Source organism: Arthrobacter sp. 10L424 (assembly GCF_056395325.1).
Map to the genome: position 1 here is coordinate 119,465 of NZ_JBFTJH010000009.1, position 23,584 is coordinate 143,048.

Here is a 23,584-nt window from a genome sequence, read left to right on the forward strand (position 1 = left end):
ATGACGACAGGGAACATGCGTGCCATTGCGACTCCCTCCAAAAGGCAATTGGCTGCATCACTTGATGCCTAAGCCAATCCAAGTTGGTGGGAGCACCCCGGTCACGAGTGGTGGATACCCGAGTTGATACTTGCCTTTACGAACTAGCCTTCGGCGGCGGTGTCCGGGTAGTACTCACTACCCGGACACGGCTCCGTGCGTTGGCGCCGGATATCGGCAGACAAGTATCTCCCGGCGCCGGCGGGAGGTATTCCTAGTCGGCCATCCGGATTTTCAGGGCGTCGCGCTCGACGGCGACGGCGAGGTGCGTTCCAGTGCCGAGGTGGTCACCGTCCAGCTGGAATTCCTGCTCGTGCTCCAGGGTGATCTCGGCCGACTTTCCCTGGAAGTACTCCACGGATTCGGTCTCGTTCTTGTTCCGGCCGAAGATCCCGGCCACGACTCCCAGCCAGCCCAGCCGGCCGCGCGGGGCCAGGACCAGCAGGTCCAGCACGCCGTCGTCGATCTTGGCATCCGGGAAGATCTCCACGCCGCCCATGATCCGGCCGCAGTTTCCGATCATGACGCTGCGGATCCTGCGGCGGACGGGCTCACCGCCGTCGACGCTGATCTTGGCTTTGACCGGCTTGCCGGGGAGCTTGCGGATGCCCGCCTCAACGTACGCGAGCCACCCCATCCGGTCCTTCAGCGCATCCACGGTGTCGGCCATAATGGCGGCGTCGTACCCGAGTCCGGCCATGACCAGGAACACCTGTTCGTCGTCCGAGTGGTCCAGCCGGGCCTTAACGACATCGATGGCCTTTTCGCTGCCGTTGAGCACGTCGTAGCAGGCTGACACCGGATCGGAGATGTCCACGCCGAGGTTGCGGGCCAGAAGGTTTCCGGTTCCCAGCGGCACCAGGCCCATGGGCGTTCCGGTGCCGGCGAGCACCTCCGCGACGCAGCGCACCGTGCCGTCGCCGCCGGCGGCAATCACGACGTCGACCCCTGCTTCCAGCGCCTCGCGTGCCTGCCCGGTTCCAGGGTCTTCAACGGTGGTTTCGAGCCAGAGCGGCTCGGCCCAGCCCTGCGTTTCGCACAGCCGGTAGATCGCACCCTTGAGCGCGGAACCACCTGACTTGGCGGGGTTGATGACGACGGCGGCGCGCCTGAGCTCGGCTGTGCTGTCGGAGGTTGTGCTGTCGGGCGCGGTTTTGCTCTCAGATACGGTCTGGCTGTCAAGCGTGTTGGTGTTCTCTGGCATGGCGTCCTTCGAAGGCAAGGGGGCGTGGTGTGTCCCGGTTTGAAATCCTAGCGGGGTTCCGCGTTTTGCACCGGCAGCCGGGCGCGATCCGTGGACGCTCGTGCGCCGGGTCACTAGACTGGCCATGCTCAAGTACTGGAGCCTGCCGGCCCAAGCCATCTGCCGGGGCCTGTCCGGATCAGCCTGACGGGCAGCACTCCAGGGGCGGGAAGCAGGAGCTCATGTCCGAACCACAGGAGAACTACTCGGCCGAGGCCGAGGCGTCCAGCATGGATCCCCACGACTGGGGCCGGGCTATGGCCTTGGCGGTCACACGGCTGGCAGAGCAGCTCGCCCCGGCAGACAGCGACGACATCCATGCCTCGCTTGTGGGCAAGGACCTGCACCTCAAGATCCGTGACGACGCCGCGGGCGTCATCATCACGGTCTCCACGGCACCGGTTTCGGGGCCTTCCAGCTAGCCGGCGTCAGTGTCCGGCGGACAGGTCGGCGGAAATGAGTCCGGCGGCGGCCACGGTTGCCGCCCGCACGACGTCCAGGTAGGCCTCCGGGTCCGGCCGGGCCGCAACCGACTGGGCCTGCAGTGACACGTTGATCGCCGCGACCGTCTTGGGCCCGTCATGGACCGGCGCGGCAACAGACATCAGGCCGAGCTCAAGTTCCTGGTTGAGCAGGCACCAGCCTTGGTTCCTGACCGTGGCCAGTTCCGCGAGCAGCCCCTCCCGCGTGCCGATGGCGTGCGGTGTCAGGGGCTGGATGTCAGCGCGGGCGAGGTATTCCTCCAGCTGGGCGGGCGTCAGGGCCGCCAGAAGCACCCTGCCCATCGACGTGGCGTAGGCCGGGAAGCGGGTGCCGACGGTGATGCCGACGGTCATGATCCGGCGCGTCGCCACCCGGGCGATGTAGGCGATGTCCGTGCCTTCCAAAACCGCGGCCGACGTCGACTCCCCCAACTGCAGGGACAGCTCCTCGAGGTGGGGCTGGGCGAGCTGCGGCAGCGACAGCCCCGACAGGTAGGCGAAGCCCAGCTGCAGCACCTTGGCGGTCAGGGCGAAGATCTTGCCGTCGGTGCGGACGTAGCCCAACTCCACGAGCGTGTACAGGAAACGCCGGGCGGTGGCGCGGGTGAGGTCCGTCCGGGCCGCCACCTCGGTCAGCGTCATCTTCGGATGGTCCGTGTCGAAGGCGCGGATCACCGCCAGCCCGCGCGCCAGCGACTGTACGTACTGGTCACTGGCCGCGGGCGGGCCATCGGCCCGGGCGCCCTTTGCTGCGTCAATCATTTCCATACCTTCCGGTCCCGCATCACTTTATCCGGGCGAGCGGCCAGTCAGCTTCCGGCGGCGGGCGCGGCCTGGAGCGGCACGGGGACCATTTCCTGGAGTTCCTCGAGCGTGCAGCCGAAGGTTTCCCGCACCTGCACCCCGTCCGGGCCGGTCAGGAAGACGGCCTTGTCCGTGTAGATCCGCGTCACGCAGCCGATGCCGGTCAGCGGGTAAGTGCAAAAATCCACGAGTTTGGAGACTCCCTCACGGGTCAGGAGGGTCATCATAACGAAGACGTCCTTGGCCCCGGTGGCAAGGTCCATCGCGCCGCCGACGGCCGGGATCGCGTCCGGCGCTCCGGTGTGCCAGTTGGCGAGGTCGCCGGTGGCGGAGACCTGGAAGGCCCCCAGCACGCAGATGTCCAGATGCCCGCCGCGCATGATCGCGAAGGAATCGGCATGGTGGAAGTAGGAGGCCCCGGGCAGCTCGGTCACCGGGATCTTGCCGGCGTTGATGAGGTCGCCGTCGATCTGGTCTCCGGTGGCCTCCGGGCCCATGCCGAGCATGCCGTTTTCGGTGTGGAGCGTGATGTTCTGCTCCGGCTCGAGGTAGTTGGAGACCAGCGTGGGCTGGCCGATGCCGAGGTTCACGAAGGAGCCGGGCTGGATGTCACGGGCCACCAGACGGGCCAGGTCGTCGCGGCCCAGCGGCTTTTCCGAGGTCTGGATACCGGTCTTGATACTCATCTCAGGCCACCTTCACAATGCTGTTGACGTAGATTCCGGGGGTCACGATATTCTCCGGGTCGAGCCCTCCGGCGGGGACGATTTCGGCGACCTGGACCACAGTGTGCCTGGCCGCGGCGGCCATGATGGGGCCGAAGTTCCGGGCCGTTTTGCGGTAGACGAGGTTGCCCCTGGCGTCGGCCGTGAGCGCCTTGATGAGCGCGACGTCGGCGTGGATGGGGGTCTCGAAGACCTGGCCGCGGCCGTCGAGGATGCGGGTCTCCTTGCCTTCGGCCAGCATGGTGCCGTAGCCGGTGGGGGTGAAGAAGCCGCCGATTCCGGCGCCTGCGGCCCGGATCCGCTCGGCCAGGTTGCCCTGCGGGACAAGTTCGAGCTCGATCTCGCCGGCGCGGAACTTGGTGTCGAAGTGCCAGGAGTCGGACTGCCGCGGGAAGGAGCAGATCATCTTCTTCACCCGGCCTTCCTTGATCAGCAGGGCCAGGCCCTGGTCGCCCTGGCCGGCGTTGTTGTTGACCACGGTGAGGTCCCTGGCGCCGCAGTCCATCAGGGCGTCGATCAGTTCGAACGGCTGCCCGGCGTTGCCGAAACCGCCGATCATCACGGTGGAGCCGTCCTTGATGCCGGCGACGGCCTCGTTGACGTTGTCTACGAAGTTCAGCATGTCCTGGCCCTTTACTGGTTTGCCGACGGTGATTTAGCCGGGGCGGCGGATGAGGTGACGTTTTCGAGGACGACGGCGAGGCCCTGGCCGACGCCGATGCAGATCGCGGCGACGCCCCAGCGCTGCCCGGAGGCCTGCAGGGACCGGGCGAGGGTGCCGAGGATCCGGCCCCCGGAGGCGCCCAGCGGGTGGCCCATGGCGATCGCGCCGCCGTGCCGGTTCACGATCGACGGGTCGATGCCCCAGGCGTTGATGCAGGCCAGGGACTGCGCGGCGAAGGCCTCGTTGAGTTCGACGGCGCCGACCTGGTCCCAGCCGATGCCGGCCTTCGCGAGGGCCTTGTTCGCGGCCTCGACCGGGGCGTAGCCGAAGTACTGCGGGTCGTTCGCGTGCGCCCCGCGGCCGGCGATGCGGGCCAGCGGGTCCAGACCCAGGATACCGGCGGCGTTTTCGGAGCCGAGCCACGCCGCGGAGGCGCCGTCGGAGAGCGGGGAGGCGTTCCCGGCGGTGACGGTGCCGTCCCCGGTCCGGAACACTGTCTTGAGCCCGGCGAGCTTCTCCGCGGAGGACCCGGGCCGGATGCCCTCGTCCCGGACCAGGTCCGTGCCCGGGACCGGGGTGACGAGCCGGTCGTAGAAGCCCGCGTCCCAGGCCGCGGCGGCCAGGTTGTGGGAGTTGGCGGAGAACTCGTCCTGCGCCTGGCGGGTGATCCCGTACTTCTCCGCCAGCCGTTCGGTGGCCTCGCCCAGGGACACGGTCCAGTCCGGGCGCATCGCCTTGTTCACCAGCCGCCAGCCCAGCGTGGTGGAGACCAGGGCCATGTCCCCGGCCGGGTAGGGCTTCTCGGTTTTGGGCAGCACCCAGGGCGCGCGGGACATCGATTCGGCGCCGCCGACCAGCATCAGCTCCGCGTCGCCGGTGTTGACCTGGCGGGAGGCGATGATCGCGGCATCCAGCGACGACCCGCACAGCCGGTTGACCGTGGTGCCCGGGACCGACACGGGAAGCCCGGCCAGCAGGGTCCCCATCCGGGCGATGTTGCGGTTCTCCTCGCCCGCGCCGTTCGCGTTGCCGAACACCACCTCGTCGATCCGTTCGACGTCGAGCTTCGGGGCATGCTTCACCATCTCACCAATCACGTGCGCGGCGAGATCATCCGGGCGGACCCCGGCGAGACCGCCGCCGAACTTCCCGAAGGGCGTGCGCACGGCGTCGTACAGATAGGCCTGGTTCATGGCGTGGTGTCCGTTCCTGCGTTGTCCATGGCTGCGTTGTCCATGGAATGGAACACCTGCTGCGCGGTCTTGAAGGCGGTATTCGCGGAGGGGACCCCGCAGTAGATGGCGGTCTGCAGCAGGATCTCCTTGATTTCGTCCCGGCTCAGGCCGTTGGTGATGGCGGCGCGGAGGTGCATGGCGAGCTCTTCCCAGTGCCCGTGGGCCACCATCGCGGTGATGGTGACGGCGGAGCGCATCTGCCGATTCAGGCCCGGTCGGGTCCAGATGCCGCCCCAGGCGATCCGGGTGATCATGTCCTGAAAGTCCTCGGTGAAGGAATCCTTGTTGGCATTGGCGCGGTCCACATGCGCGGCGCCCAGCACTTCGCGGCGGACCACCATGCCGCCGTCGTAGATCTCCTGGCTGGTGGCGTCCGGCTGGACAACTCCGTTCCGCGCTGTGCCGCCGTGATCTGCCCCGCTCACTCTGCTACTCCCGTGGATTCGGCCCAGTTGATGAGGCTCCGCATCAGCCCGGCGACGTGGCCGGGCGCCTCGAACGGTGCCAGATGTGCCACGCCCTCGAGGGTGGCGGCATTGGCAGTGCCGCCGCCGGCGGTGATTCCTTCGACGATCTCCGCGGCCAGCGCCGGCGGGGCCACGCCGTCTTGGGCGCCGGCGATGGCCTGCGTGGGGACGCTGATGCTGCCGAGTTCGTCTCTGACGTCGTAGGCGGCGAGGGCTTCGCAGCAGAACGCGTAGCTGAAGCGGTCGGCGTCGCGCAGGCTGTGCAGCAGCCGGCCGCTGAGCTCCGGCTGGTGCTCCATGAAGCCGGGCGCAAACCAGCGCTCCGCCGATCCCTGGATCATCACCGGGGTTCCCTGGGTGCGCACGGTCTCGGCGCGTTCCAGCCAGCCCTCCGGTGTGCCCAGCTTGGCGCCGGTGCACTGCACGGACAGGCTCTTGAGGCGTTCGCCGTGCTTGATGCCCAGCTGCAGCCCGGTGGCGCCGCCGAGGGAGACACCCGCGTAATGGAACCGCGCGCCGGGGGCGATCGAATCGACCAGTTCGACGACGGCGTCGGCGAGTTCGGCGACGGTGAAAGATTCCGTGGCGGCCGGTGAGATGCCGTGGCCCGGCAGGTCCCAGGCGACGACGTCGACGTCGTCCCCCAGCAGGGCGCCGGCCTGGCTCCACAGCAGCGTGGACGTCCCCAGGGACGGGCCCGCCAGGAGGAGGGGTTTGTCCCCCAGCGGACGCTGGGGCGACAGCAGTACTGCCTTGACTGTTGGTCTAGCCACGGGAGGCTCCGTTCAGCTGGGGGGTCGGTGATGGCGCGGAAATTGATGGCTCGGGGGCGCTGTATTCCGGGTAGGCCGCGAGGATGCGGCGGGAGATTTCGGCGGCCTGGCCGAGGTATCTGGACGGATCCAGGAGCTCCTCGAGCCGGGCATCGGAAAGCAGCTCCGTCGGGACGGCGGCGCGGAGCAGCCTCCGGTAGGTGGAGGCCCGGTCTTGGGCCGGGACCCGGAGGGTCTGGTCGACGACGGACTGCAGCCGCTGCTTGCCGTCCGCAGCCGAGGCTCCGGCGGCGGCTTGTCCGGCGGCCGGTCCAGCCAGGAGCGGTGCGACGGCGGCCGTGACGGCCTCGCTGAGCAGCAGCGGTCCGGACAGTTCCAGGTTGCGCCGCATGGCGTCGGGGAAGACCTGCAGGCCTTCGGCAAGTTCCCGCAGCTGCACGGCAGCGCCGAGACCGAGCCGGAGGAGCTGGCGGAGCGCCGGCCATTCGCTGTGCCAGGCGCCGTCGGGGCGTTCATCGTTGAAGTTGGCGGCGGCCAGGTGCAGCTGGGCGGCCTGGCCGGGTGCCTGCAGGGCTGCGCTGCGGACCAGCACGGACAGCACGGGGTTCTGCTTCTGCGGCATGGCCGAGGACCCTCCCCGTCCTGCGGCCCGGGGTTCGGCGAGCTCGGCGACCTCCGGGCGGCTCAGGAAAAGCACGTCGGAGGCGATCTTGCCTGCCGCGTCGGTCACGGCTGCCAGCGCGTCGCCGAGGGAGGTCACTGCCAGCCGGTTCGTGTGCCAGGGCGCCGGGACGGCGGCGAGGCCGAGTTCTGCGGCGAGCCGGTCGGCGAGCTCAAACGGGCTGACCCCCGAGTCCGCCGTCAGCACCGTGGCGGCCGCGAGGGTTCCCGCCGCTCCCCCGGTCTGCACCGGGAACTCGAGGGCCTCGAGGCGGCGCGCGGCCGCGGCGAGTCCGTGGAACCACTGCGCCGCCTTGAGCCCGAAGCTGAACGGCAGGGAGTGCTGCGTGAGGCTGCGGCCCACGCAGAGCGTGTCCGCATGCTGTTCCGCGAGGGCGGCCAGCGCCGCCGTCGTGGGCTTCAGCTCGGCGAGCAGTCCGCGGACAGCGTCCCTGGCCAGCAGGATCAGCGCCGAATCGAGCACGTCCTGGCTGGTCAGCGAGGTGTGCACGGCCTTCGACGCACCGATCCCCGCAGTGTCGAGTGCCGCAACGTGCCCGCGGAGGTCCGCCAGCAGCGGAATCACCGGATTGGCGCCGCCCTGGGCGCGCACGGCGATGCCGGCGAGGTCGTAGCGGCCCACCTCGGCGGCCGCAGCGACCACCGCCGCGGACCCTGCGGGAGCCAGGGAGGCACCTTCCAGGACCGCGGCCCAGGCGGCCTCCACCCGGAGGATGGCGGCCAGGACGGCCCGGTCCCCGGTCAGCGACGCCACGAGGGGCGACGCCGTCACGGGACTGAGCAGGCCAACGTCACCCTGCAGGCCAACGTCACCCTGGCTTCCGGCGCCGCCATCAGCGGCTCTGCTGGTTGCATGAGAGGTCACTTCGAGGGGCCCTCGAAGTCAAGGAACACGGTTTCGCCGTCGCCCTGGAGCCGGAGGTCCCAGGTCAGGCCGCCGTCGGGATCGCGGCGTGCGATCAGGGTCTTGCGGCGTTCCGGATCCAGCGAGGACAGCAGCGGATCGGCGGCCAGCGCCGCCCCGTCCTCCGGCAGGTAGATCCGGGTGAAGAGCCGGTTCATCAGGCCGCGGGCGAAGACCGCCACGGCGATGAACGGCGCCGCGCCGTCCTCGGTGGGGCCGGGGTTCACCGTGGTGAAGGTGAACACGCCGGTGTTGCCGACAGAACTGCGGCCGAAACCGGTAAAGGTGTAGCCGTCGCGGACCAGGGAACCGGTGTGCTGAGGGATCTGGCCCGCGGCGTCGGCCTGCCAGATTTCCAGGATCGCGTCCGGGATGGGGTGCCCGGCGCCGTCGTACACGGTGCCCTGCAGCCGGATGGAACCTGGGGAGCCGGGGGCCAGCAGTTCGCGGTCCTTGGTGTAGGGAAGCGCGTAGCCGTAGAAGGGGCCCACGGTCTGGCCGGGGGTCGGGGCGAGGTTACTCATGCTGGTCTTATTCATCGTCGTCTCCTGCTGCGCCCAATGCCTCGTTCTCGGTCCAGGTCCGCTTCGACCCGGTCAGGACGATGTCCCAGGTGTACGCCAGGGCCCACTCGGGTTTGGTCTGCTCGTGGTTGTAGGTGGCGACGAGCCGGTCGCGGGCGTCCTGGTCCACGATCGACTGGTAGATCGGGTCCAGCGGGAAAAGCTGGTCCCCGGGGAAGTACATCTGGGTGACGATCCGCTGGGTGAATTCCTGGCCGAACAGGGAGAAGTGGATGTGGGCCGGGCGCCAGGCGTTGAGGTGGTTCTTCCACGGGTAGGCGCCGGGCTTGACGGTGGTGAAGCTATAGGCACCGTCGGCGGCCGTGATGCAGCGGCCGACGCCGGTGAAGTTGGGGTCCAGCGGTGCGGGGTGCTGGTCGCGTTTGTGGATGTAGCGGCCGGCGGAGTTCGCCTGCCAGATTTCGACGAGCTGGCCGGCGACGGGGCGGCCGTCGCCGTCGAGGACCCGGCCGGACACGACGATGCGTTCGCCCAGCGGTTCCCCGTTGTGCGCGATGGTGAGGTCCGCTTCCAGCGCGTGCACGTCCATGTGCCCGAATGCGGGAGAGTGCAGCTCGATGGTTTCCGGGTCCGCGTGGTGCAGGTCCTTGGTGGGGTGCCGCAGGACGCTGCTGCGGTATGGGGCGTAGTCCAGCCGTGGCTGGACCTCGGCCGGGGCGCCGTTCCTGAGGGCCTGGGCGTAGGCATCGCCAATGGCCTTCATCTCGGCGCTGAGGTCCGCCTGGGACTCTGCGGCCGCATCGAGTGGCGCGTACGTCTTCGGTGCGGCCTCCGTGGCTTCGTCGGACACGTCCTCGGTGAGCGGATCCGCGTTGTAGGTCTCAAGGTTCACTTCTTCAGGCACAGCAGCCTCCTTTCGTTGGGTGTTGGTGTTGCCGGGTCGGTCAGGGGGTGGCAGTCAGCTGGTGCAGGTGGTCGTACTGGACGGCGTGCCGCACCGGGGCGTTGGGCGCCCCGTAGCCGTCGTAGGCTCCGCGGCGCTCGACCATTTCGAAGAACACGCTGCCCACGGTGGCGGTATAGAAGTGCAGGAACTCGCCGTCGGCGTCGCGGTCGTAGAGGAGGTTGAGCTCCCGGAGGGTCGCCAGGAAGGCCTGGTCCAGGCCGAACCGGGCGTCGAGGTCCTCGTAGTAGTTGTCCGGGATCTGGAGGAAATCAAGGCCCCGCGCCTTGGCCGCCCGGGCGGTCGCGACGAGGTCATCCACCGCGAAGGCGATGTGTTCCGCACCGTCGCGCTGGACCAGCGGGGCAAGGTTCAGCACGAGGCGGACGCCGCGGTCGCGGGTGGCCATCACCTGGGACCGGACCAGGCCGGTGGGGCTGGCCACTTCCGCGTAGGGCTGCGGTTCCAGGGCCAGGGCGCTGGTGTAAAAAAGCACGGCTTCGTCGAAGTGCTGCCAGGGCTGTGCGAGGTTGACGTGGTCAATCACGGCACCCTGCGCCCCTGCCCGGCCGGCCGGCGGGGCGTCGAGTCCTTCGCCGAATTCGCGGGTCCACACGGCGGTGCCGTCGGGGCTGCCCTGGCACAGGAAGATCTCGGTGGAGTCCGGGGCGGCGAAGCACTGGAAGATTTCCTCGTTGGCCTGGCTCTTGCGCGGCACGGCCGGGGCCTTGAGCTGCTGCGCCCGGGCCGCGGCAATCACCGGGGAATCGACGTCGAAGCCGAGGGCGGAAATTGCGGGGGCCGTGGCGGCACCTGAGTCGCGGAATTCCTGGGCGGAGTCCTCGTTGATGATCACCCGGGCGTGGCCCATGGTCCACAACTGCACGTTCTTGGTCCGGTGGCGCCCGTTGAACGCGAAACCCAGCTGGCCCAGCAGGGTTTCCACGCCCCCGGTGTCCACGGCCCCGACCTCGGCGAAGTTGAAGCCGGCGGGCTCGGCCACCTGCGGAAGCGTGGCCAGCTCCATCGGGTACCCGCGGCGGCCTGTCGCGGCGGTGCCGGCACCAGCGGTGCCGGTTTCCGCCGCCGGATTCGCGTCCAGCCACTTGGCGCCCTGTTCCTCGAGCCAGATCAGCGACCGCATGGCGTCCACGGCGGTGCGTTCGACGTCGGACTGGCGGAAGACGTCGTTGAAGACCTCCAGCGACACCGGTCCGGTGTAGCCGGCCCGGACCACGTGGCCGAGGAACTTGGCGAGTTCAAACTGGCCTTCGCCCGGGAACACCCGGTAGTGCCGGCTCCAGGACAGCACGTCCATGGAGAGCTTGGGAGCATCGGCCACCTGGACGAAGAAGATCTTCTCCGGGGCGAAGGCCTCGATCGGGGCAGTGTCCCAGTCGCGGGAGAGGATGTGGAACGAGTCCAGGCAGGTGCCCAGGCTGGGGTGGTCCACCGCGGCGACCAGCCGGTGGGCGTGCTCGTAGTCGTTGACGTACTTCCCCCAGGCCAGCGCCTCATAGGCCACCTTGACGCCGTGGTCCTGGGCGAGGGCTGCGAGGGCTGCGAGCTGTTCGGCCCGGAGACCGTCGTCGTCGATGCTGGCGGTGGCCACGTTGGAGCAGACCAGGATGGTGTCCATGCCGAGGCGGGACATCAGCCGGAACTTGGCGTCCGCGCGGCGGAGGTTGGCGGCGAGCAGGTCCGCGGGCACGCTGTCGAAATCGCGGAACGGCTGGTACAGATCCAGGCTCAGGCCCAGGTCCGCTGCCATCTTCCGGACGTCCTCCGGGCTCAGCGGTGAGGTGACGAGGTCCTGTTCGAAGATTTCGATCCCGTGGAAGCCCGCGGCGGCGCAGGCCCGCATCTTTTCCCGCAGGGTGCCGGAGAGGCAGACGGTGGCGATTCCGGTGCGCATCAGGCGGCCACCTCTTCGGCGGCGACGAGTTCCAGGAAGTGGGCCCGCATCCGGTCCGCGTCGGCCTCGCGGCCGGTGAAGATCCGGAAGGCGTCGGCGGCCTGCCCCACGGCCATCCGGCCGCCGTCGAGCACTTCGCAGCCCTTGGCTCGGGCTTCACGGACAAGTTCGGTCTCGATCGGCCGGTACACAATGTCGGCGACCCAGTGCCGGGCCGTTACGAGGGACATGTCCAGCGGGACGCCGGGGTGGGCGGCCATGCCGACCGGGGTGCAGTGCACCAGGCCGTCGGCCAGCGGCATCAGGTGCGGGAGCTCCGCCGTCGTCCGCGCGGTGACCAGCTGGTCCGGGAAGAAGCCGGCAAGTTCCGCGGCGCGTGCGGCGCAGCGGGCGGGATCGGTGTCCACCAGGTCCAGTTCGCGGACACCGGCGGTCAGCAGCGCGTAGGCGACGGCGGAGCCGGCACCGCCGGCACCCAGCTGCACCACGCGGTTCAGCTTGGCTCCCGGCAGGCCGGAGGCGAGGGCTGCGGCGAAGCCGGAGAAGTCGGTGTTGTGGCCGATGAAGCGGCCATCCCGGATGGTCACCGTATTGACCGCGCCGAGCCGCCGGGCGTCGGGGGTGACCTCGTCCAGGTAGTCCAGGACCAGTTGCTTGCACGGGTGGGTGATGTTCAGCCCGTTGAAGCCGAGGCGGTAGGCGCCGGTCAGGAGTTCGCCGACGCTCTGGCCGGGAAGCCCCAGTTCCGTGAGGTCGATGGGGCGGTAGAGGTACCGGAGGCCCTGCACGTCGCCTTCGCGTTCGTGCATCGGGGGCGTGAGGGACGGCATAACGCCATCGCCTATCAGGCCCACGAGGAAGGACTCTGCTCGATTGCTCATCCGTATAGCTCCTTTGACAACGGCACTCGGCGGGCGGAGAGGCGCTGGGCGCCGGCCGCGGGCCGGGTGTTGGGGATTACATTACCGCAATAGTTCATATGTTGCACCATTGTTCTACTAGCGAACAATGCATGACTTTTCGGCCGGTTCACTGCTGGGGCAGCCGGGCGGAAAGCTCGGCCGCCGCCGATTGGAGCAGCGGAACCAGGGCCACGAGGGCGTCGACGCTCATCCTGAAGACCGGGACCGCGGTGGCCAGCGAGGCGAAGGCGTGGCCCTGGGCGTTGAACACCGGGACGGCGACGGCCCGCATGCCCAGCTCGTTTTCCTGGTCCATCACGGCGAAGCCTCGCTTGCGGACCAGTTCGATCTCGGCCCGGAAGGCTTCCCGGTCCGTGATGGAAAATTCGGTCAGCGGCTCCAGCTCAAGACCTTCCACTAGCTGGGCGCGGGTGGCCTCGTCGGCGAAGGCCACGAGCGCCTTGCCGACGGAGGTGGTGTGGAGCGCGCCCAGATGTCCCGGGTCGCTCGTGACGCGGAAGGTCTGGGGTCCGTCCACTTTGTTGACGGTGAGGTGGTGGTTTCCGTCGCGCACGGACAGGATGGTGGCCTCCCCCGTCTCCTCCGTGACCCGCCGCAGGATCGGCAGCGCAGTGCCGGCGAATCCGTGATGGTTGGATACGCGCTGCCCGAGCTGGAAGATGCGCAGGCCAAGGTGGTAGCGGCGCCCGTCCGGCTCGTAGTCCACGAAGCCGTCCCGGGTCAGGGATCCCAGCAGGCGGTAGGTGGTGCTGAACGGCAGCTCGGCCCGACGGGACAGCTCGGCGGCACTCGCACCCCGCGGCTCGTCGCCGAGCAGGACCAGCAGGCCCAGGGCCTTGCCGACCATGTCCGTGCGGGAATCCTCCTTGGAGGGGGCCTTTGCGCCCTTGGCGGCAGGGGCTGGCGGGGTGGCTGCGGCGGCGGCCACGTCTGTGTCTTGATTCACACTCATGGCTCAATGCTCTCACATGGTGAGAGCTATTTCTAGATGGTGATTATTTTTGTTGACAAGTGATCGCCCTCACAGTCATGATTGCTACATCGCACAAGTAGCTCCCACCATGTGGCTACTCGTCCGGGTCTTTCCACGAACCTTCTGCTGCCACACACTTAAAGCCAGCGGCGGCTGAGACCTTCCTGATCCATCCGCGACAATGTCGTCACACAAAGGAACACCATGAGCCAGACACTCCCGTCTACGACTCCGGGCACTGACGCACCGGCAGGGACGCCAAAGAAGGCAGCCCTCGCCAGTTTCCTGGGCAGCGCCGTCGAGTACTACGACTTCTTTATTTTCGGATCCGCCGCCGCGCTGATCTTCCCCACGGTCTTCTTCCCCGACGCCGGCGCCAATGCGGCGATCATGTCCTTCGCGACTTTCGGCTTCGCCTACGTCGCACGGCCCGTCGGTGCCGTCATCCTGGGCCACTTCGGTGACCGGGTGGGCCGCCGCAAGGTCCTGATGTTCACCCTCCTGCTCATGGGCGCCTCGACGTTCGCGATCGGCTGCCTGCCGGACTTCAACACCATCGGCTGGTGGGCCCCGGCCCTGCTGGTGCTGGCACGGCTCTGCCAGGGCCTCTCCGCCGCCGGCGAGCAGGCCGGCGCTTCCTCGATGACACTGGAGCACGCACCGGACAACCGCCGGGCCTTCTTCACCTCCTGGACGCTCACCGGGACCCAGGGCGGCCAGATCCTCGCCGCCCTCGTCTTTATCCCCGTCCTGGCCCTGCCGGATGAGATCAAGTACGGCATTGGCTGGCGCATCCCGTTCTGGCTCAGCGCCGTCGTGGTGATGGTTGCCTTCTTCATCCGCCGCACCCTGCACGAGCCGCCGGCGTTCGAGGAAGCCCAGAAGAACGCCGAGATCTCCAAGCTCCCCGTCGCGGACCTGCTCAAGCACCACTGGCGCGATGTGCTCCGCGTCGTCGCCTGTGCCTTCATCGCCGCCGTCTCCACGGTGTTCGGCACGCTGGCCATCGCCTACGCCAAGAACGTCGCCGGCGTGGACGGCACCACCACCCTCTGGCTCGTCGTCGGCGCCAACCTGGTGGCCCTCGGCACCCAGCCGCTTTTCGGCAAGCTCGCTGACCGGATCGGCCGCAAGCCGGTCTTCATCTACGGCGCCCTGGCCAGCGCGGTCCTGACGCCGGTGTTCCTGCTCAGCCTGGAGACTGGCACCGTCCCGCTGATGTTCCTGTCCGCGATCGGCTTCTTCTCCTTCGGCTACGCGGCCGCCAACGCCGTGTGGCCCGCGTTTTACGCCGAAATGTTCAGCACCAAGGTCCGCTTCTCGGGCCTGGCCATCGGCACGCAGCTTGGCTTCCTGATGGCAGGGTTCGCCCCGGCGATCGTCGCGGCCATGGGCGGCATCAAGCCCGGCGGCTGGGTCCAGATCAGCATCTTCACCGCGGTAATCTGCCTCATCTCGGCTGTCTCGGCCATGACCGCCAAGGAATCCTTCAAGATTCCCACCAAGCAGCTCGGGATGAAGTAACCCGGACGCAGCGCTCCTGCCCGGTTCCTGCGGACCGCACCACCGAAAAGCCCGGCGTGTTCATGCGACACGCCGGGCTTTTCGCGTGTCTTTTTGCGCTTCCCGCGACTCCCGGAAAAGCAACCGGGCAGAAGCGCCGGAGTCAGGCCTTGCCGGCACCCAGCACCGCGCCCAGATCGTACTTGACCGGTTCCTCGAGCTGCCCGTAGGTGCAGGTCCGCGGGTCCCGGTCCGGGCGCCAGCGGACAAACTGCGTCGTGTGGCGGAACCGTTCGCCTTCCATGTGGTCGTATTTCACTTCCACCACACGGTCCGGCCGGAGCGGGGTGAAGGAAAGGTCCTTGCCCCCGCTCCACCGGCTGCCCTGCGCATTGCGCGGCGTCCGGGTCCCTTCCTCCTGCCGGGCCCATTCCCAGGGGTGGTCCTCGAAACTGGTCACGAGCGGCTGGAGTTCCTCGAAGAGCTCTTTGCGGCGCTGCAGCGGGAAGGCCCCCACCACCCCCACGTTGGCGAGTTCGCCGCCATCGTCATAGAGGCCCAGCAGCAGTGAACCGATCCGGTCCGGTCCGGAAGTGTGCACGCGGTACCCGGCGAGGACGCAGTCGGCGGTGCGTTCGTGCTTGATCTTGAACATGGAGCGCTTGTCGGGCAGGTACGGCCCGTCCAGCGGCTTGGCCACGATCCCGTCGAGGCCGGCCCCCTCGAACTGGTGGAACCATTTCTCGGCAGTTCCCCTGTCCCGGGTCGCGGCGGTGAGGTGGATCGGCGCAGCGATCCCGGCGAGCACGCGTTCCAACTCCCCGCGCCGCTCGGCGAAGGGCCGCCCGGTGAGGTCCTCGTCGTCGAGGGCCAGCAGATCGAAGGCGACAAACCTGGCCGGGGTCTGTTCGGCCAGGAGCCGGACCCTGCTCGCCGCGGGATGGATCCGCTGCTGCAGCGCGTCAAAGTCGAGACGGTCGCCCGAGGCGCCGACCAGGATGATCTCGCCGTCGAGAACGCACCGCGGCGGGAGGTTGGCCTTCAGCGCCTCGACGAGTTCAGGGAAGTAGCGGGTCAGGGGTTTGCCGTTGCGGCTGCCGATCTCCACGTCCCCGCCGTCGCGGAAGATGATGGACCGGAACCCGTCCCACTTCGGCTCGAACATCACCTCGCCCTCGGGCAGGCCTTTGACGGGCTTCGCCAGCATGGGCGCGATCGGGGGCATCAGCGGCAGTCGCATAGGCCCCATTCTGGTCGCCAGCCCCGCCGCCCGCCAGAGTTCTCCCGGGAAATCTGCCCGGGTCCGACGACCCGACGCCGGTAACGGCCGCGGCGCCGAACGCTTACCCACCCCTTACCGGGCCGAAACGCGGCGGCAACATTGGCGCAGGACACTGGAAGGGCCGGCAAGAGCAGGCACCACTCTCCCGTCCAGGAGGCCCCGCCATGTTGAAGGAAGCCACAGCCCATGTAATCCGTATCCGCGCCCTGGATCAGCTGCACCGCGGCGACGAGATCGAAGCCCGGCTGAAGGTCGGCCCCAACTACGACGACGTCGTGATCCGCCGCGGCAGCGTCCAGGAAACCGCGCCCGGGATCGGCGTCGTATGGATCATGGACCGGCAGTCCGGCACCCGGAAAGCCATCAACACGGACGAATGCAGCCTCTGGCGGGTCGCCTGAGGCTGCTAGCCGCCCGCGACGGACTGGATGATCAGGACCTCCCCGCCGGGTAAAACCTCGGTGGCCAGGCCCTGCAGCCGGCGGATCTCATTCCCGTTGACGTATATATTCACGTAGCGTCGGACTGCCCCGGTTTCATCCCGCAACCGCCTCGACAACGCCGGGTATCCCCCGGTCACCGAGTCCAGCACCCCCTCCACCGTCACCGCCGTTTCTGCGGGCGCAGTCAGGAAGGACTGCCCGCCGGCGAGCGGCTGGAGCACACTGGGCAACACCACACTGACCCCGGCCACGGGGCCTCAGGCATTCACGGTGGCGCCGGGCGCCGTCGAAGCGGGCACATGGGCCGCGGACACGGCCGAGGCCCGCACACACAAGACGTCCGGCAGGTGCGAGGCCATCTCGGTGAAGTGTTCGCCCTCGTCGGCGCTGGCGTAGACGCTGCCGCCGCGGGTGCCGAAGTACACGCCGGCCGGCTCTGCCGCGTCGACGCAGGCGGCGTCCCGGAGCACGGCGTTGAATTCGGACTCGGGCAGTCCGTCGTCCAGGCGCTTCCAGCTCGCGCCGGCGTCGTCGGTTCGGTGGACGGCCAACTTACCCTCCGGCGGGATCCTCTCGCCGTCGGCCTTGAGCGGGATCACCCACGCGGTGCCGGCCCGGCGGGGATGGGTGAGCATAACGAAGCCGAAGTCCGCCGGCAGGCCTTCCGCAATCGATTCCCAGTTCTCGGCGTCGTCGTCGCTGCGGTAGACGCCGTGGTGGTTCTGCGCATAGAGGCGGCCGTCGACGGCGGCGTCGGCCGCGATCTTGTGCACGCACTGGCCGAATTCCGGGTTGGGGTCGGGCATGAAGTAGGCCGAGATTCCCTTGTTCCGCGGCTCCCAGGAACTGCCGCCGTCGAGCGAGCGGTAGACGCCGCCGGTGCTCATGGCAACGTGGACCTTCTCACCGGTGTGGTCGAGAACGATCGAGTGCGCCGCGGCGCCGCCGTAGCCGGCCCCCCATTCACCGCGGTGGGGGTGGTCCCAGAGGCCGCGGTTGAGCTCGAAGTGTTCGCCGCCGTCGGTGGATTTCCAGACCGAGATCGGCTCGCAGCCGGCCCAGACGACGCCGGGGCGGGACTCGGCGTCGGGGTGGATCTGCCAGACGCGCTCCAGGGCGGCGTCGGTGCCCTCGGGGAAACGGATGGCGCCTTCTTCGGGCTCGCTCCACGTTCCGCCCAAATCATCGGAGTGGAAGACGGTGGGACCCCAGTGCTCGGAACGGACGCCGACTAGGATCCGGGTCCGGCCGTCCCGGGTGTCGATCCCGATGCTGGGGACTTCGCTCATCAGGAAATGCGGGCCGGAAAGGGACCAGTCTTTGCGGTCCGGGCTCGTCGCCAGCCAGAGACCTTTCTTGGTGCCGATCGCCAGGACATAACTCTCTGCGGTAGCCATGCCCCCCATGCAACCATCCCGGGGGGATCGCCGCAATGGTTCTTTCCGCTGATTTGGCGCCTGAAAGGGTGTCAGTCCACGAATTCGGACTGCGTCTCGATGAAGTCCCAGTCGGCACCGGTCAGCACACCGGCAACGTCATCCGGATGGGGGCCGCCGGCCTCGGCGATGCCCTGCAGCACTGGCAGCGGCAGCTCGGCGACCCGCAGGTTTTCCCGTAGCCACTCCTTGCTCGCCAGATCCAGATCCAGCCACCACATGAAGATTTCCACGGCGGTCACCCTTTCGTCAGTTCTTCAACGTTAGGCCCCGCACTGGAGGTGTTCAAGAGCCGCCTGGCTCTGGCGGGCTACAGGTCCGCGAGCAGGCCCGCGGTCCGCTCCAGCGCGCCGGGCACCAGTGAGTAGTAGGCCCAGGTGCCGCGCTTTTCGCGGTGCAGCAGGCCGGCCTCGACGAGGATCTTGAGGTGATGGGAAACCGTGGGCTGACCGAGGTCCAGCGGCTCGGTGAGGTCGCACACGCAGGCTTCGCCTCCGTCGGACGACTTGACGATGGACAACAGCCGCAGCCGGTTCGGGTCGGCGAGGGCCTTGAACAGCTGGGCTTTGTCCTGGGCCTCTTCAGCGCCCAGCACGGTTAGGCCGGACGGGGTGCAGCAGGCATCCGCCGCCGGCTCAACAATCTGGAGTGCTGTCATACAGCCATTATGCCTCAATATTGACGGGCGTCGATATGCGTTCGCGGCGCCCGCCAGCGGCATACGCGGCGAGCTGGGCCGGGGAGTAAGCCCCTGTTCAGGGCCGCGGGGACGGAACACAATTGGATATGTCCGCCGAGAGCAGTGGTACGCCGCCCCTCGTGGCAGGCGTGCTGCCAGGACAAAGCCCCGAAGTGCTGCAGGCTGCCGGCGCGCTGGCAAAGGCCCTCGCCGCCCGGCTGGTCTGCGCCTACGTGGATGAGGCGAGCTATCTGGTGGAGTGGGATCCGGCGCGGTCCGCGCACCGGCTGTCCCTCCATCCCGAGACCGACAATGCCGAAATCCGCGCCGTGACGCAGGAGCTGCGGAGCAGCATCGCCTCGTCCTGCAGTCCCCTTGGCATCGACTGGACCCTCCAGCTGCTGGCCGGAGACCCGGCCCGGGCGCTGGGCAAGCTGGCCGGCGATGTAGGTGCCGCAATGATCATCGTGGGCACGCCCGAGCCGGGTCTGGGCCACCGCATTTCCGCTGCCCTCAACGGTTCGGTGGCGGCGTGGCTCAGCCACCACCAGGACCGTCCGATCCTGATCGTCCCGGTCCGGCCGCCAGTCCACCACCGGACAAAACATGGTTCCTAATAGGGCAGCGGGGGGAGGGCGCCGTGACCGCGCCGCCCGGGCCCCTTGACCGGGCCGTCGTCGTTGCGGGCTACCGGCGCAATTGCGCAGCCGCCCCACCCGAAGCGCTGCGCCGCCTCAGCTCAGGCACCCGCTGGGACCCCTTCTTCCAGGAGACCGTGACGCTGGCAGACGTCTACGCCTACCCTGTGGCGCACTTCGATTTCCATGCCGCCCAGCTGTCCCTCGACGGGACACCGGGCGCCACGGGAGGGCCCCGAAAGTAAAGCGAAAGTAGTTATTCGAGGTGCTGGCTTTCCCTGGCTACTGCCAAGTAAGCTTGAATCCGTAGGCTAGAGATCGACCGCCTGCCCAAAGTCCGCTCCGGAGTGCGTATCCCCCAATAACGCACTCCGGAGCTTTTTTGTGCCCCGACCTTTACCCGCGGGGCCTTGCCGCAAATACCCCCGCAGGGTACTTGCGGCATACCCCCATGGGGTATATGTTGTGCTTATGAACGAGCCTGAAGTACCGGTCCCCGTGATGGAATCCGCCGACGCCGGACCGCACCAGCAGCACGGCTACTCCCCCCACAAGGAGGCCTACCTCCTCCGCCTCAAACGGATCGAGGGCCAGGTGCGGGGCATCGCCCGGATGGTTGACGAGGACAAATACTGCATCGACATCCTCACCCAGGTCGCCGCCGTCACCAAGGCCCTGCACGCCGTCAGTCTCGGACTGGTGGAGGAGCACATCGGTCACTGCGTCGTCGGGGCGGCCTCCGAACCGGACGCGGCGCTGCGGGCTGAAGCCATCGATTTCAAGGTCAAGGAGGCCACCGAAGCCATCGGGCGCCTGCTGCGGTAGCGGCAACACCACTCACCACACCATCGGGCTGATGAACCAGCCGTCCACTCACCAGGAGCAAGCCATGAGCACCGTTTCCACTACCGTCAACGTTTCCGGCATGACCTGCGGCCACTGCGTGTCCTCCGTCAGCGAAGAGCTCGAGACCCTCGCCGGAGTCGAGAAGGTCGACGTCGACCTCAACACCGGCGGAATTTCCACGGTCACCATCACCTCGACCGGCCCCCTGTCCACCTCCGAGATCGGCGAAGCCGTGGCCGAGGCGGGCTACCTGGTCGTGGCCAACGAGGCCTGAGCACCGCCGGCCGGACCACCACCGCGCAACGGACGGGCGCGCCGCACCAGAACAGACAGGGAACACCGTGAGAACAGAGCAACTGCTGGACCAGCCCGGAACCCGGGTAATAGAGCTCGACATCGACGGCATGACCTGCGCCTCCTGCGTCAGCCGCGTCGAACGCAAGCTCGGAAAGCTCGACGGCGTCACGGCCACGGTCAACCTGCCCCTGGAAACCGCCCGCGTCACAGTCCCCGCAGCCATTACGGACACCCAAATCACCGCCACAGTAGCGGCAGCCGGCTACACAGCCACAATCCGCACCCCCCGGTACCCAGCCACGGTGAGTGAACCCGCCGACAGCGGCGGCCGCAGCGGCGCCGCCGCCCTGGGAGGAACAACCGAGCAAGCGGAGCATGTGGCCGATGGCGCCGCGCCCGGTGAGGGTGACAACAGCGGCGCCGCCGGGGGCATGCGGAAGCGTGCGTCTAAGCGAGGAACGAGCGAGCACGCGGAGCATGTGGCCGGTGGCGTCGCGCTAGGTGACCACCCCGCAGCCCACCCGGCGTCGTCGGCGGCAGCCAAACTCCGCCCGCGCCTGATCGTCGCGGCCATCTTCACCATCCCGGTGTTCCTGATTTCGATGTTCCCGGCCTTCCAGTTCGCCGGCTGGGGCTGGGTGGCAGGACTTCTGGCCCTGCCTGTGGTCACGTGGGCGGCGTGGCCGTTCCACCGGGCCGCGGCCATCAACGCCCGGCACTTCGCCTCCACGATGGACACGCTGGTCTCCATCGGCGTGACCGCGGCCTACACCTTCTCGGCGTGGCAGCTTTTGGTGGACCCGGGGATGACGGATCACCCGGGGATGGAGGGGATGGGTTCCGGCGGGCTCTACTTCGAGGTTGCCGCGGTGGTCACCACCTTCCTGCTGCTGGGCCGGTACCTGGAGGCCAACGCCAAGCAGAAGGCCGGAGACGCCCTCAAGGCTTTGCTGAACCTGGGCGCCAAGGATGCCACGGTTCTTAGGGACGGCCGGGAACAGCAGATGCCGGCCGATCAGCTGGCCGTGGGTGACGTCATCGTGGTCCGCCCCGGCGAGACAATCGCGACCGACGGCATCGTCGTCGAAGGGTTCTCCGCCGTCGACGCCTCGCTGGTCACCGGCGAATCCGTGCCGGTGGAAGTCGGCCCGGACAGTCCGGTCACGGGCGCCACCATCAACACTTCCGGCCGGCTGCTGATCCGGGCCACACGCGTCGGCGCCGAAACGACCCTGGCGCAGATGGGCCGACTGGTCTCCCAAGCGCAGACCGGCAAGGCTCCCATCGCCCGCCTCGCGGACCGGATCAGCTCGGTCTTCGTCCCCGTGGTCCTGGCCATCGCCGTGCCGACCTTCGGCGCCTGGCTGCTGGCGGCCGGGCCGGCGATCAGCGACGCCGAACTTCGTGCCGCCTTCACGGCCGCCGTCGCCGTGCTGGTCATCGCCTGCCCCTGCGCCCTGGGCCTTGCCACCCCGGTGGGGCTGCTCACCGGAACCGGCCGGGGGGCGCAACTGGGCATCCTCATCAAAGGCCCGCAGGTCCTCGAGGACACGCGGACCGTGGACACCATCCTGCTGGACAAAACCGGAACCGTGACCACCGGTCACCTGGCCGTCAGTGGCACCGCAGCGTTCGAAACACTCACCCCGGCGGAGGTCCTGCGGCTGGCCGGAGCGGTCGAAGACGCCTCAGAGCACCCGATCGCCCGCGCCGTGGCCGCTGCCGCCCTTTCGGCGGAATGCGGAACCGGCAACGGATTCGGCAACACGGGCGACGGCGCCGGGGCGCTGCCCGCCGTCGTCGACTTCCGCTCCGCCCCCGGCGGCGGAGTCCAGGGAAGCGTCGAGGGCCGGCTCGTCACGGCCGGCCGGACGGGCTGGCTGCAGGAGAACGGCATCGACCCCACTCCCGCGCAGCTGGAGGCCTTCAGCCGTGCCGAAGGCTCCGGAGCCACCGCCGTCTGGCTCGCCGTGGATGGAGAGCCGGCCGGCATCATCAGCCTGCGCGACACGGTCAAGACGGGCTCGGCCGCCGCCATCTCACGGCTCCGCGGCCTCGGGCTCCGGCCGATCCTCCTGACCGGGGACAACGCCACGGTGGCCGCGCAGGTGGCAGCCGCCGTCGGCATCGCTCCGGAGGACGTATTCGCCGGGGTACTGCCGGAGGGCAAGGTCGAGGCCGTGCGGAGGCTGCAGGCCGCCGGCGCCACTGTCGCCATGGCGGGCGACGGCGTGAACGACGCCGCGGCGCTGGCGCAGGCAGACCTCGGCATCGCGATGGGCTCCGGCACCGATGTGGCGATCGAGGCGGCCGACCTGACGGTCATGGGCAACGACCTCGGCCAGGTCGCGCAGTCCATCGAGCTGTCCCGCCGGACCCTGGCGACGATCAAGACGAACCTCTTCTGGGCCTTCTTCTACAACGCGGTCGGGATCCCGGTGGCGGCCCTGGGTCTGCTCAACCCGATGATCGCCGGCGCGGCGATGGCTGCCAGCTCCGTGCTGGTGGTGGCCAACTCGCTGCGGCTGCGCAGCTTCGGCAAGTAGGCGTCCCTCCGCGGGACGCCCTCAGGCCGCGCCGAAGCGGACAGCGGCCCTGGCTTTGGCCTTGGCAGCTTCCTCTCCGCGGTCCTTGGCCGGGGCGTGGGTCACCAGCGCGTCGAGCAGATGCTCGGTGGCGTGGGCGATCTCCTGCACGGCGCGGTTGAAGGCCTCTTCGTTGGCCTTGGACGGCTTGGTGCTGCCACTGATCTTGCGCACGTATTGCAGCGCCGCGGCTTGTACCTCGGCGGACGTGGCGTGGGGTTCAAAATTGTGGAGGGTCCGGATGTTTCGGCACATATCCCCATGCTAGGTGACCTTGCGTCCGGGATCGAGGGCATGGGGAGGGCTGCCCATCGACACTTTTTCGGCAGGCAGGATAGTTTGGGGTCACTGGATCTTCCGGAGCAGCCGGGATCCGAGGGGGACGCCGGCAGGGTCCGCGTCCGTTTTCTATGACTTGAGGAGATTTTCGAATGGCTATTTGGGGCGCAGACATTGCTCAGCTCAAGACTCTTGGGACCAAGCTGCAGGCCGGTTCGTCCGAGATCGACAAGCAGAGGTCGCTGCTGACCAAGGTGCTCGAGGGCACCGACTGGAAGGGCCCGGACGCCGACAAGTTCCG

Annotated in this window: 27 protein-coding genes; 8 read left to right on the forward strand and 19 right to left on the reverse strand. The window is 68.5% G+C overall.

The window, feature by feature from the left end:
• Positions 1-253: 253 nt before the first annotated feature.
• Positions 254-1,243, reverse strand: coding sequence for a diacylglycerol/lipid kinase family protein (locus AC1DC5_RS15295; protein ID WP_476865721.1), 990 nt, complete (start codon positions 1,241-1,243; stop codon positions 254-256).
• A gap of 221 nt (positions 1,244-1,464) precedes the next feature.
• Here AC1DC5_RS15295 and AC1DC5_RS15300 point away from each other — a divergent pair, with 221 nt between their 5' ends.
• The gene (locus tag AC1DC5_RS15300; protein WP_441405255.1) at positions 1,465-1,704 is read left to right on the forward strand and encodes a hypothetical protein; all 240 of its coding nucleotides are present in this window, start codon (positions 1,465-1,467) and stop codon (positions 1,702-1,704) included.
• A 6-nt stretch (positions 1,705-1,710) separates the two neighbouring features.
• Here the strand turns inward: AC1DC5_RS15300 and AC1DC5_RS15305 are convergent, their stop codons facing one another.
• The 12 genes from AC1DC5_RS15305 to AC1DC5_RS15360 all read right to left on the reverse strand — a co-directional run bounded on the left by AC1DC5_RS15305 (position 1,711) and on the right by AC1DC5_RS15360 (position 13,274).
• The gene (locus tag AC1DC5_RS15305) at positions 1,711-2,526 is read right to left on the reverse strand and encodes an IclR family transcriptional regulator domain-containing protein (protein WP_476865722.1); all 816 of its coding nucleotides are present in this window, start codon (positions 2,524-2,526) and stop codon (positions 1,711-1,713) included.
• A 47-nt stretch (positions 2,527-2,573) separates the two neighbouring features.
• Positions 2,574-3,254, reverse strand: a complete 681-nt coding sequence (locus tag AC1DC5_RS15310; protein WP_476865723.1) for a 3-oxoacid CoA-transferase subunit B — start codon at positions 3,252-3,254, stop codon at positions 2,574-2,576.
• A gap of 1 nt (position 3,255) precedes the next feature.
• Complete coding sequence (locus tag AC1DC5_RS15315) at positions 3,256-3,915, reverse strand: 3-oxoacid CoA-transferase subunit A (RefSeq protein WP_476865724.1); 660 nt, start codon at positions 3,913-3,915, stop codon at positions 3,256-3,258.
• Between the two features lie 11 nt (positions 3,916-3,926).
• Positions 3,927-5,150, reverse strand: a complete 1,224-nt coding sequence (locus tag AC1DC5_RS15320) for a thiolase family protein (RefSeq protein WP_476865725.1) — start codon at positions 5,148-5,150, stop codon at positions 3,927-3,929.
• Positions 5,147-5,617 (reverse strand): 4-carboxymuconolactone decarboxylase, encoded by a 471-nt coding sequence (gene pcaC / locus AC1DC5_RS15325; RefSeq protein WP_476865726.1) that lies wholly within the window; start codon positions 5,615-5,617, stop codon positions 5,147-5,149. The genes AC1DC5_RS15320 and pcaC overlap by 4 nt, the downstream gene beginning before the upstream one ends.
• Positions 5,614-6,432 (reverse strand): alpha/beta fold hydrolase, encoded by an 819-nt coding sequence (locus AC1DC5_RS15330; protein ID WP_476865727.1) that lies wholly within the window; start codon positions 6,430-6,432, stop codon positions 5,614-5,616. The genes pcaC and AC1DC5_RS15330 overlap by 4 nt, the downstream gene beginning before the upstream one ends.
• On the reverse strand, positions 6,425-7,915 hold the full coding sequence (locus tag AC1DC5_RS15335; protein WP_476865749.1) for a lyase family protein: 1,491 nt from the start codon (positions 7,913-7,915) through the stop codon (positions 6,425-6,427). The genes AC1DC5_RS15330 and AC1DC5_RS15335 overlap by 8 nt, the downstream gene beginning before the upstream one ends.
• Before the next feature lie 59 nt (positions 7,916-7,974).
• Positions 7,975-8,541, reverse strand: a complete 567-nt coding sequence (gene pcaG, locus AC1DC5_RS15340) for a protocatechuate 3,4-dioxygenase subunit alpha (RefSeq protein WP_476865750.1) — start codon at positions 8,539-8,541, stop codon at positions 7,975-7,977.
• Between the two features lie 7 nt (positions 8,542-8,548).
• A complete protein-coding gene (pcaH, locus tag AC1DC5_RS15345) occupies positions 8,549-9,445 on the reverse strand; it encodes a protocatechuate 3,4-dioxygenase subunit beta (protein WP_476865728.1) in 897 nt (298 codons plus the stop codon).
• Positions 9,446-9,485: 40 nt separating this feature from the next.
• Complete coding sequence (locus AC1DC5_RS15350; RefSeq protein ID WP_476865729.1) at positions 9,486-11,399, reverse strand: bifunctional sugar phosphate isomerase/epimerase/4-hydroxyphenylpyruvate dioxygenase family protein; 1,914 nt, start codon at positions 11,397-11,399, stop codon at positions 9,486-9,488.
• Positions 11,399-12,280, reverse strand: a complete 882-nt coding sequence (locus tag AC1DC5_RS15355) for a shikimate dehydrogenase (protein WP_476865730.1) — start codon at positions 12,278-12,280, stop codon at positions 11,399-11,401. Before AC1DC5_RS15355 ends, AC1DC5_RS15350 begins: the two co-directional genes overlap by 1 nt.
• A 148-nt stretch (positions 12,281-12,428) precedes the next feature.
• Positions 12,429-13,274 carry an IclR family transcriptional regulator gene (locus AC1DC5_RS15360; protein ID WP_476865731.1) on the reverse strand — a complete coding sequence of 282 codons (846 nt, stop codon included), beginning with the start codon at positions 13,272-13,274 and terminating at the stop codon, positions 12,429-12,431.
• Positions 13,275-13,499: 225 nt separating this feature from the next.
• Here AC1DC5_RS15360 and AC1DC5_RS15365 point away from each other — a divergent pair, with 225 nt between their 5' ends.
• Positions 13,500-14,819: an MFS transporter gene (locus tag AC1DC5_RS15365; RefSeq protein ID WP_441405266.1), complete on the forward strand. Its 1,320-nt coding sequence runs from the start codon at positions 13,500-13,502 to the stop codon at positions 14,817-14,819.
• A gap of 142 nt (positions 14,820-14,961) precedes the next feature.
• Here the strand turns inward: AC1DC5_RS15365 and AC1DC5_RS15370 are convergent, their stop codons facing one another.
• Positions 14,962-16,038 (reverse strand): ATP-dependent DNA ligase, encoded by a 1,077-nt coding sequence (locus AC1DC5_RS15370; RefSeq protein ID WP_476865732.1) that lies wholly within the window; start codon positions 16,036-16,038, stop codon positions 14,962-14,964.
• Positions 16,039-16,244: 206 nt separating this feature from the next.
• Between AC1DC5_RS15370 and AC1DC5_RS15375 the strand changes: the two genes are divergently transcribed.
• Positions 16,245-16,481: a hypothetical protein gene (locus AC1DC5_RS15375; protein WP_476865733.1), complete on the forward strand. Its 237-nt coding sequence runs from the start codon at positions 16,245-16,247 to the stop codon at positions 16,479-16,481.
• A gap of 5 nt (positions 16,482-16,486) precedes the next feature.
• Here the strand turns inward: AC1DC5_RS15375 and AC1DC5_RS15380 are convergent, their stop codons facing one another.
• The 4 genes from AC1DC5_RS15380 to AC1DC5_RS15395 all read right to left on the reverse strand — a co-directional run bounded on the left by AC1DC5_RS15380 (position 16,487) and on the right by AC1DC5_RS15395 (position 18,617).
• Positions 16,487-16,774 carry a MoaD/ThiS family protein gene (locus tag AC1DC5_RS15380; protein WP_476865734.1) on the reverse strand — a complete coding sequence of 96 codons (288 nt, stop codon included), beginning with the start codon at positions 16,772-16,774 and terminating at the stop codon, positions 16,487-16,489.
• Between the two features lie 6 nt (positions 16,775-16,780).
• A complete protein-coding gene (locus AC1DC5_RS15385; protein ID WP_476865735.1) occupies positions 16,781-17,929 on the reverse strand; it encodes a WD40/YVTN/BNR-like repeat-containing protein in 1,149 nt (382 codons plus the stop codon).
• A 62-nt stretch (positions 17,930-17,991) separates the two neighbouring features.
• Positions 17,992-18,192 (reverse strand): hypothetical protein, encoded by a 201-nt coding sequence (locus AC1DC5_RS15390; protein ID WP_441405271.1) that lies wholly within the window; start codon positions 18,190-18,192, stop codon positions 17,992-17,994.
• A gap of 77 nt (positions 18,193-18,269) precedes the next feature.
• Entirely contained in the window at positions 18,270-18,617 is a 348-nt protein-coding gene (locus tag AC1DC5_RS15395) for an ArsR/SmtB family transcription factor (protein ID WP_476865736.1), read from the reverse strand.
• A 128-nt stretch (positions 18,618-18,745) separates the two neighbouring features.
• On the opposite strand from AC1DC5_RS15395, the gene AC1DC5_RS15400 reads away from it, so the two are divergent.
• From AC1DC5_RS15400 to AC1DC5_RS15420, 5 genes are all read left to right on the forward strand, one after another.
• Entirely contained in the window at positions 18,746-19,255 is a 510-nt protein-coding gene (locus tag AC1DC5_RS15400) for a universal stress protein (protein ID WP_476865737.1), read from the forward strand.
• A 23-nt stretch (positions 19,256-19,278) separates the two neighbouring features.
• Positions 19,279-19,521: a hypothetical protein gene (locus AC1DC5_RS15405; RefSeq protein WP_476865738.1), complete on the forward strand. Its 243-nt coding sequence runs from the start codon at positions 19,279-19,281 to the stop codon at positions 19,519-19,521.
• Between the two features lie 256 nt (positions 19,522-19,777).
• A complete protein-coding gene (locus tag AC1DC5_RS15410) occupies positions 19,778-20,101 on the forward strand; it encodes a metal-sensitive transcriptional regulator (RefSeq protein WP_441405288.1) in 324 nt (107 codons plus the stop codon).
• A 64-nt stretch (positions 20,102-20,165) separates the two neighbouring features.
• Positions 20,166-20,396: a heavy-metal-associated domain-containing protein gene (locus AC1DC5_RS15415; protein WP_476865739.1), complete on the forward strand. Its 231-nt coding sequence runs from the start codon at positions 20,166-20,168 to the stop codon at positions 20,394-20,396.
• A gap of 67 nt (positions 20,397-20,463) precedes the next feature.
• The gene (locus AC1DC5_RS15420) at positions 20,464-22,965 is read left to right on the forward strand and encodes a heavy metal translocating P-type ATPase (RefSeq protein WP_476865740.1); all 2,502 of its coding nucleotides are present in this window, start codon (positions 20,464-20,466) and stop codon (positions 22,963-22,965) included.
• A 21-nt stretch (positions 22,966-22,986) separates the two neighbouring features.
• Here the strand turns inward: AC1DC5_RS15420 and AC1DC5_RS15425 are convergent, their stop codons facing one another.
• Positions 22,987-23,259, reverse strand: a complete 273-nt coding sequence (locus AC1DC5_RS15425) for a DUF2277 domain-containing protein (RefSeq protein ID WP_441405277.1) — start codon at positions 23,257-23,259, stop codon at positions 22,987-22,989.
• Positions 23,260-23,584 lie beyond the last annotated feature (325 nt).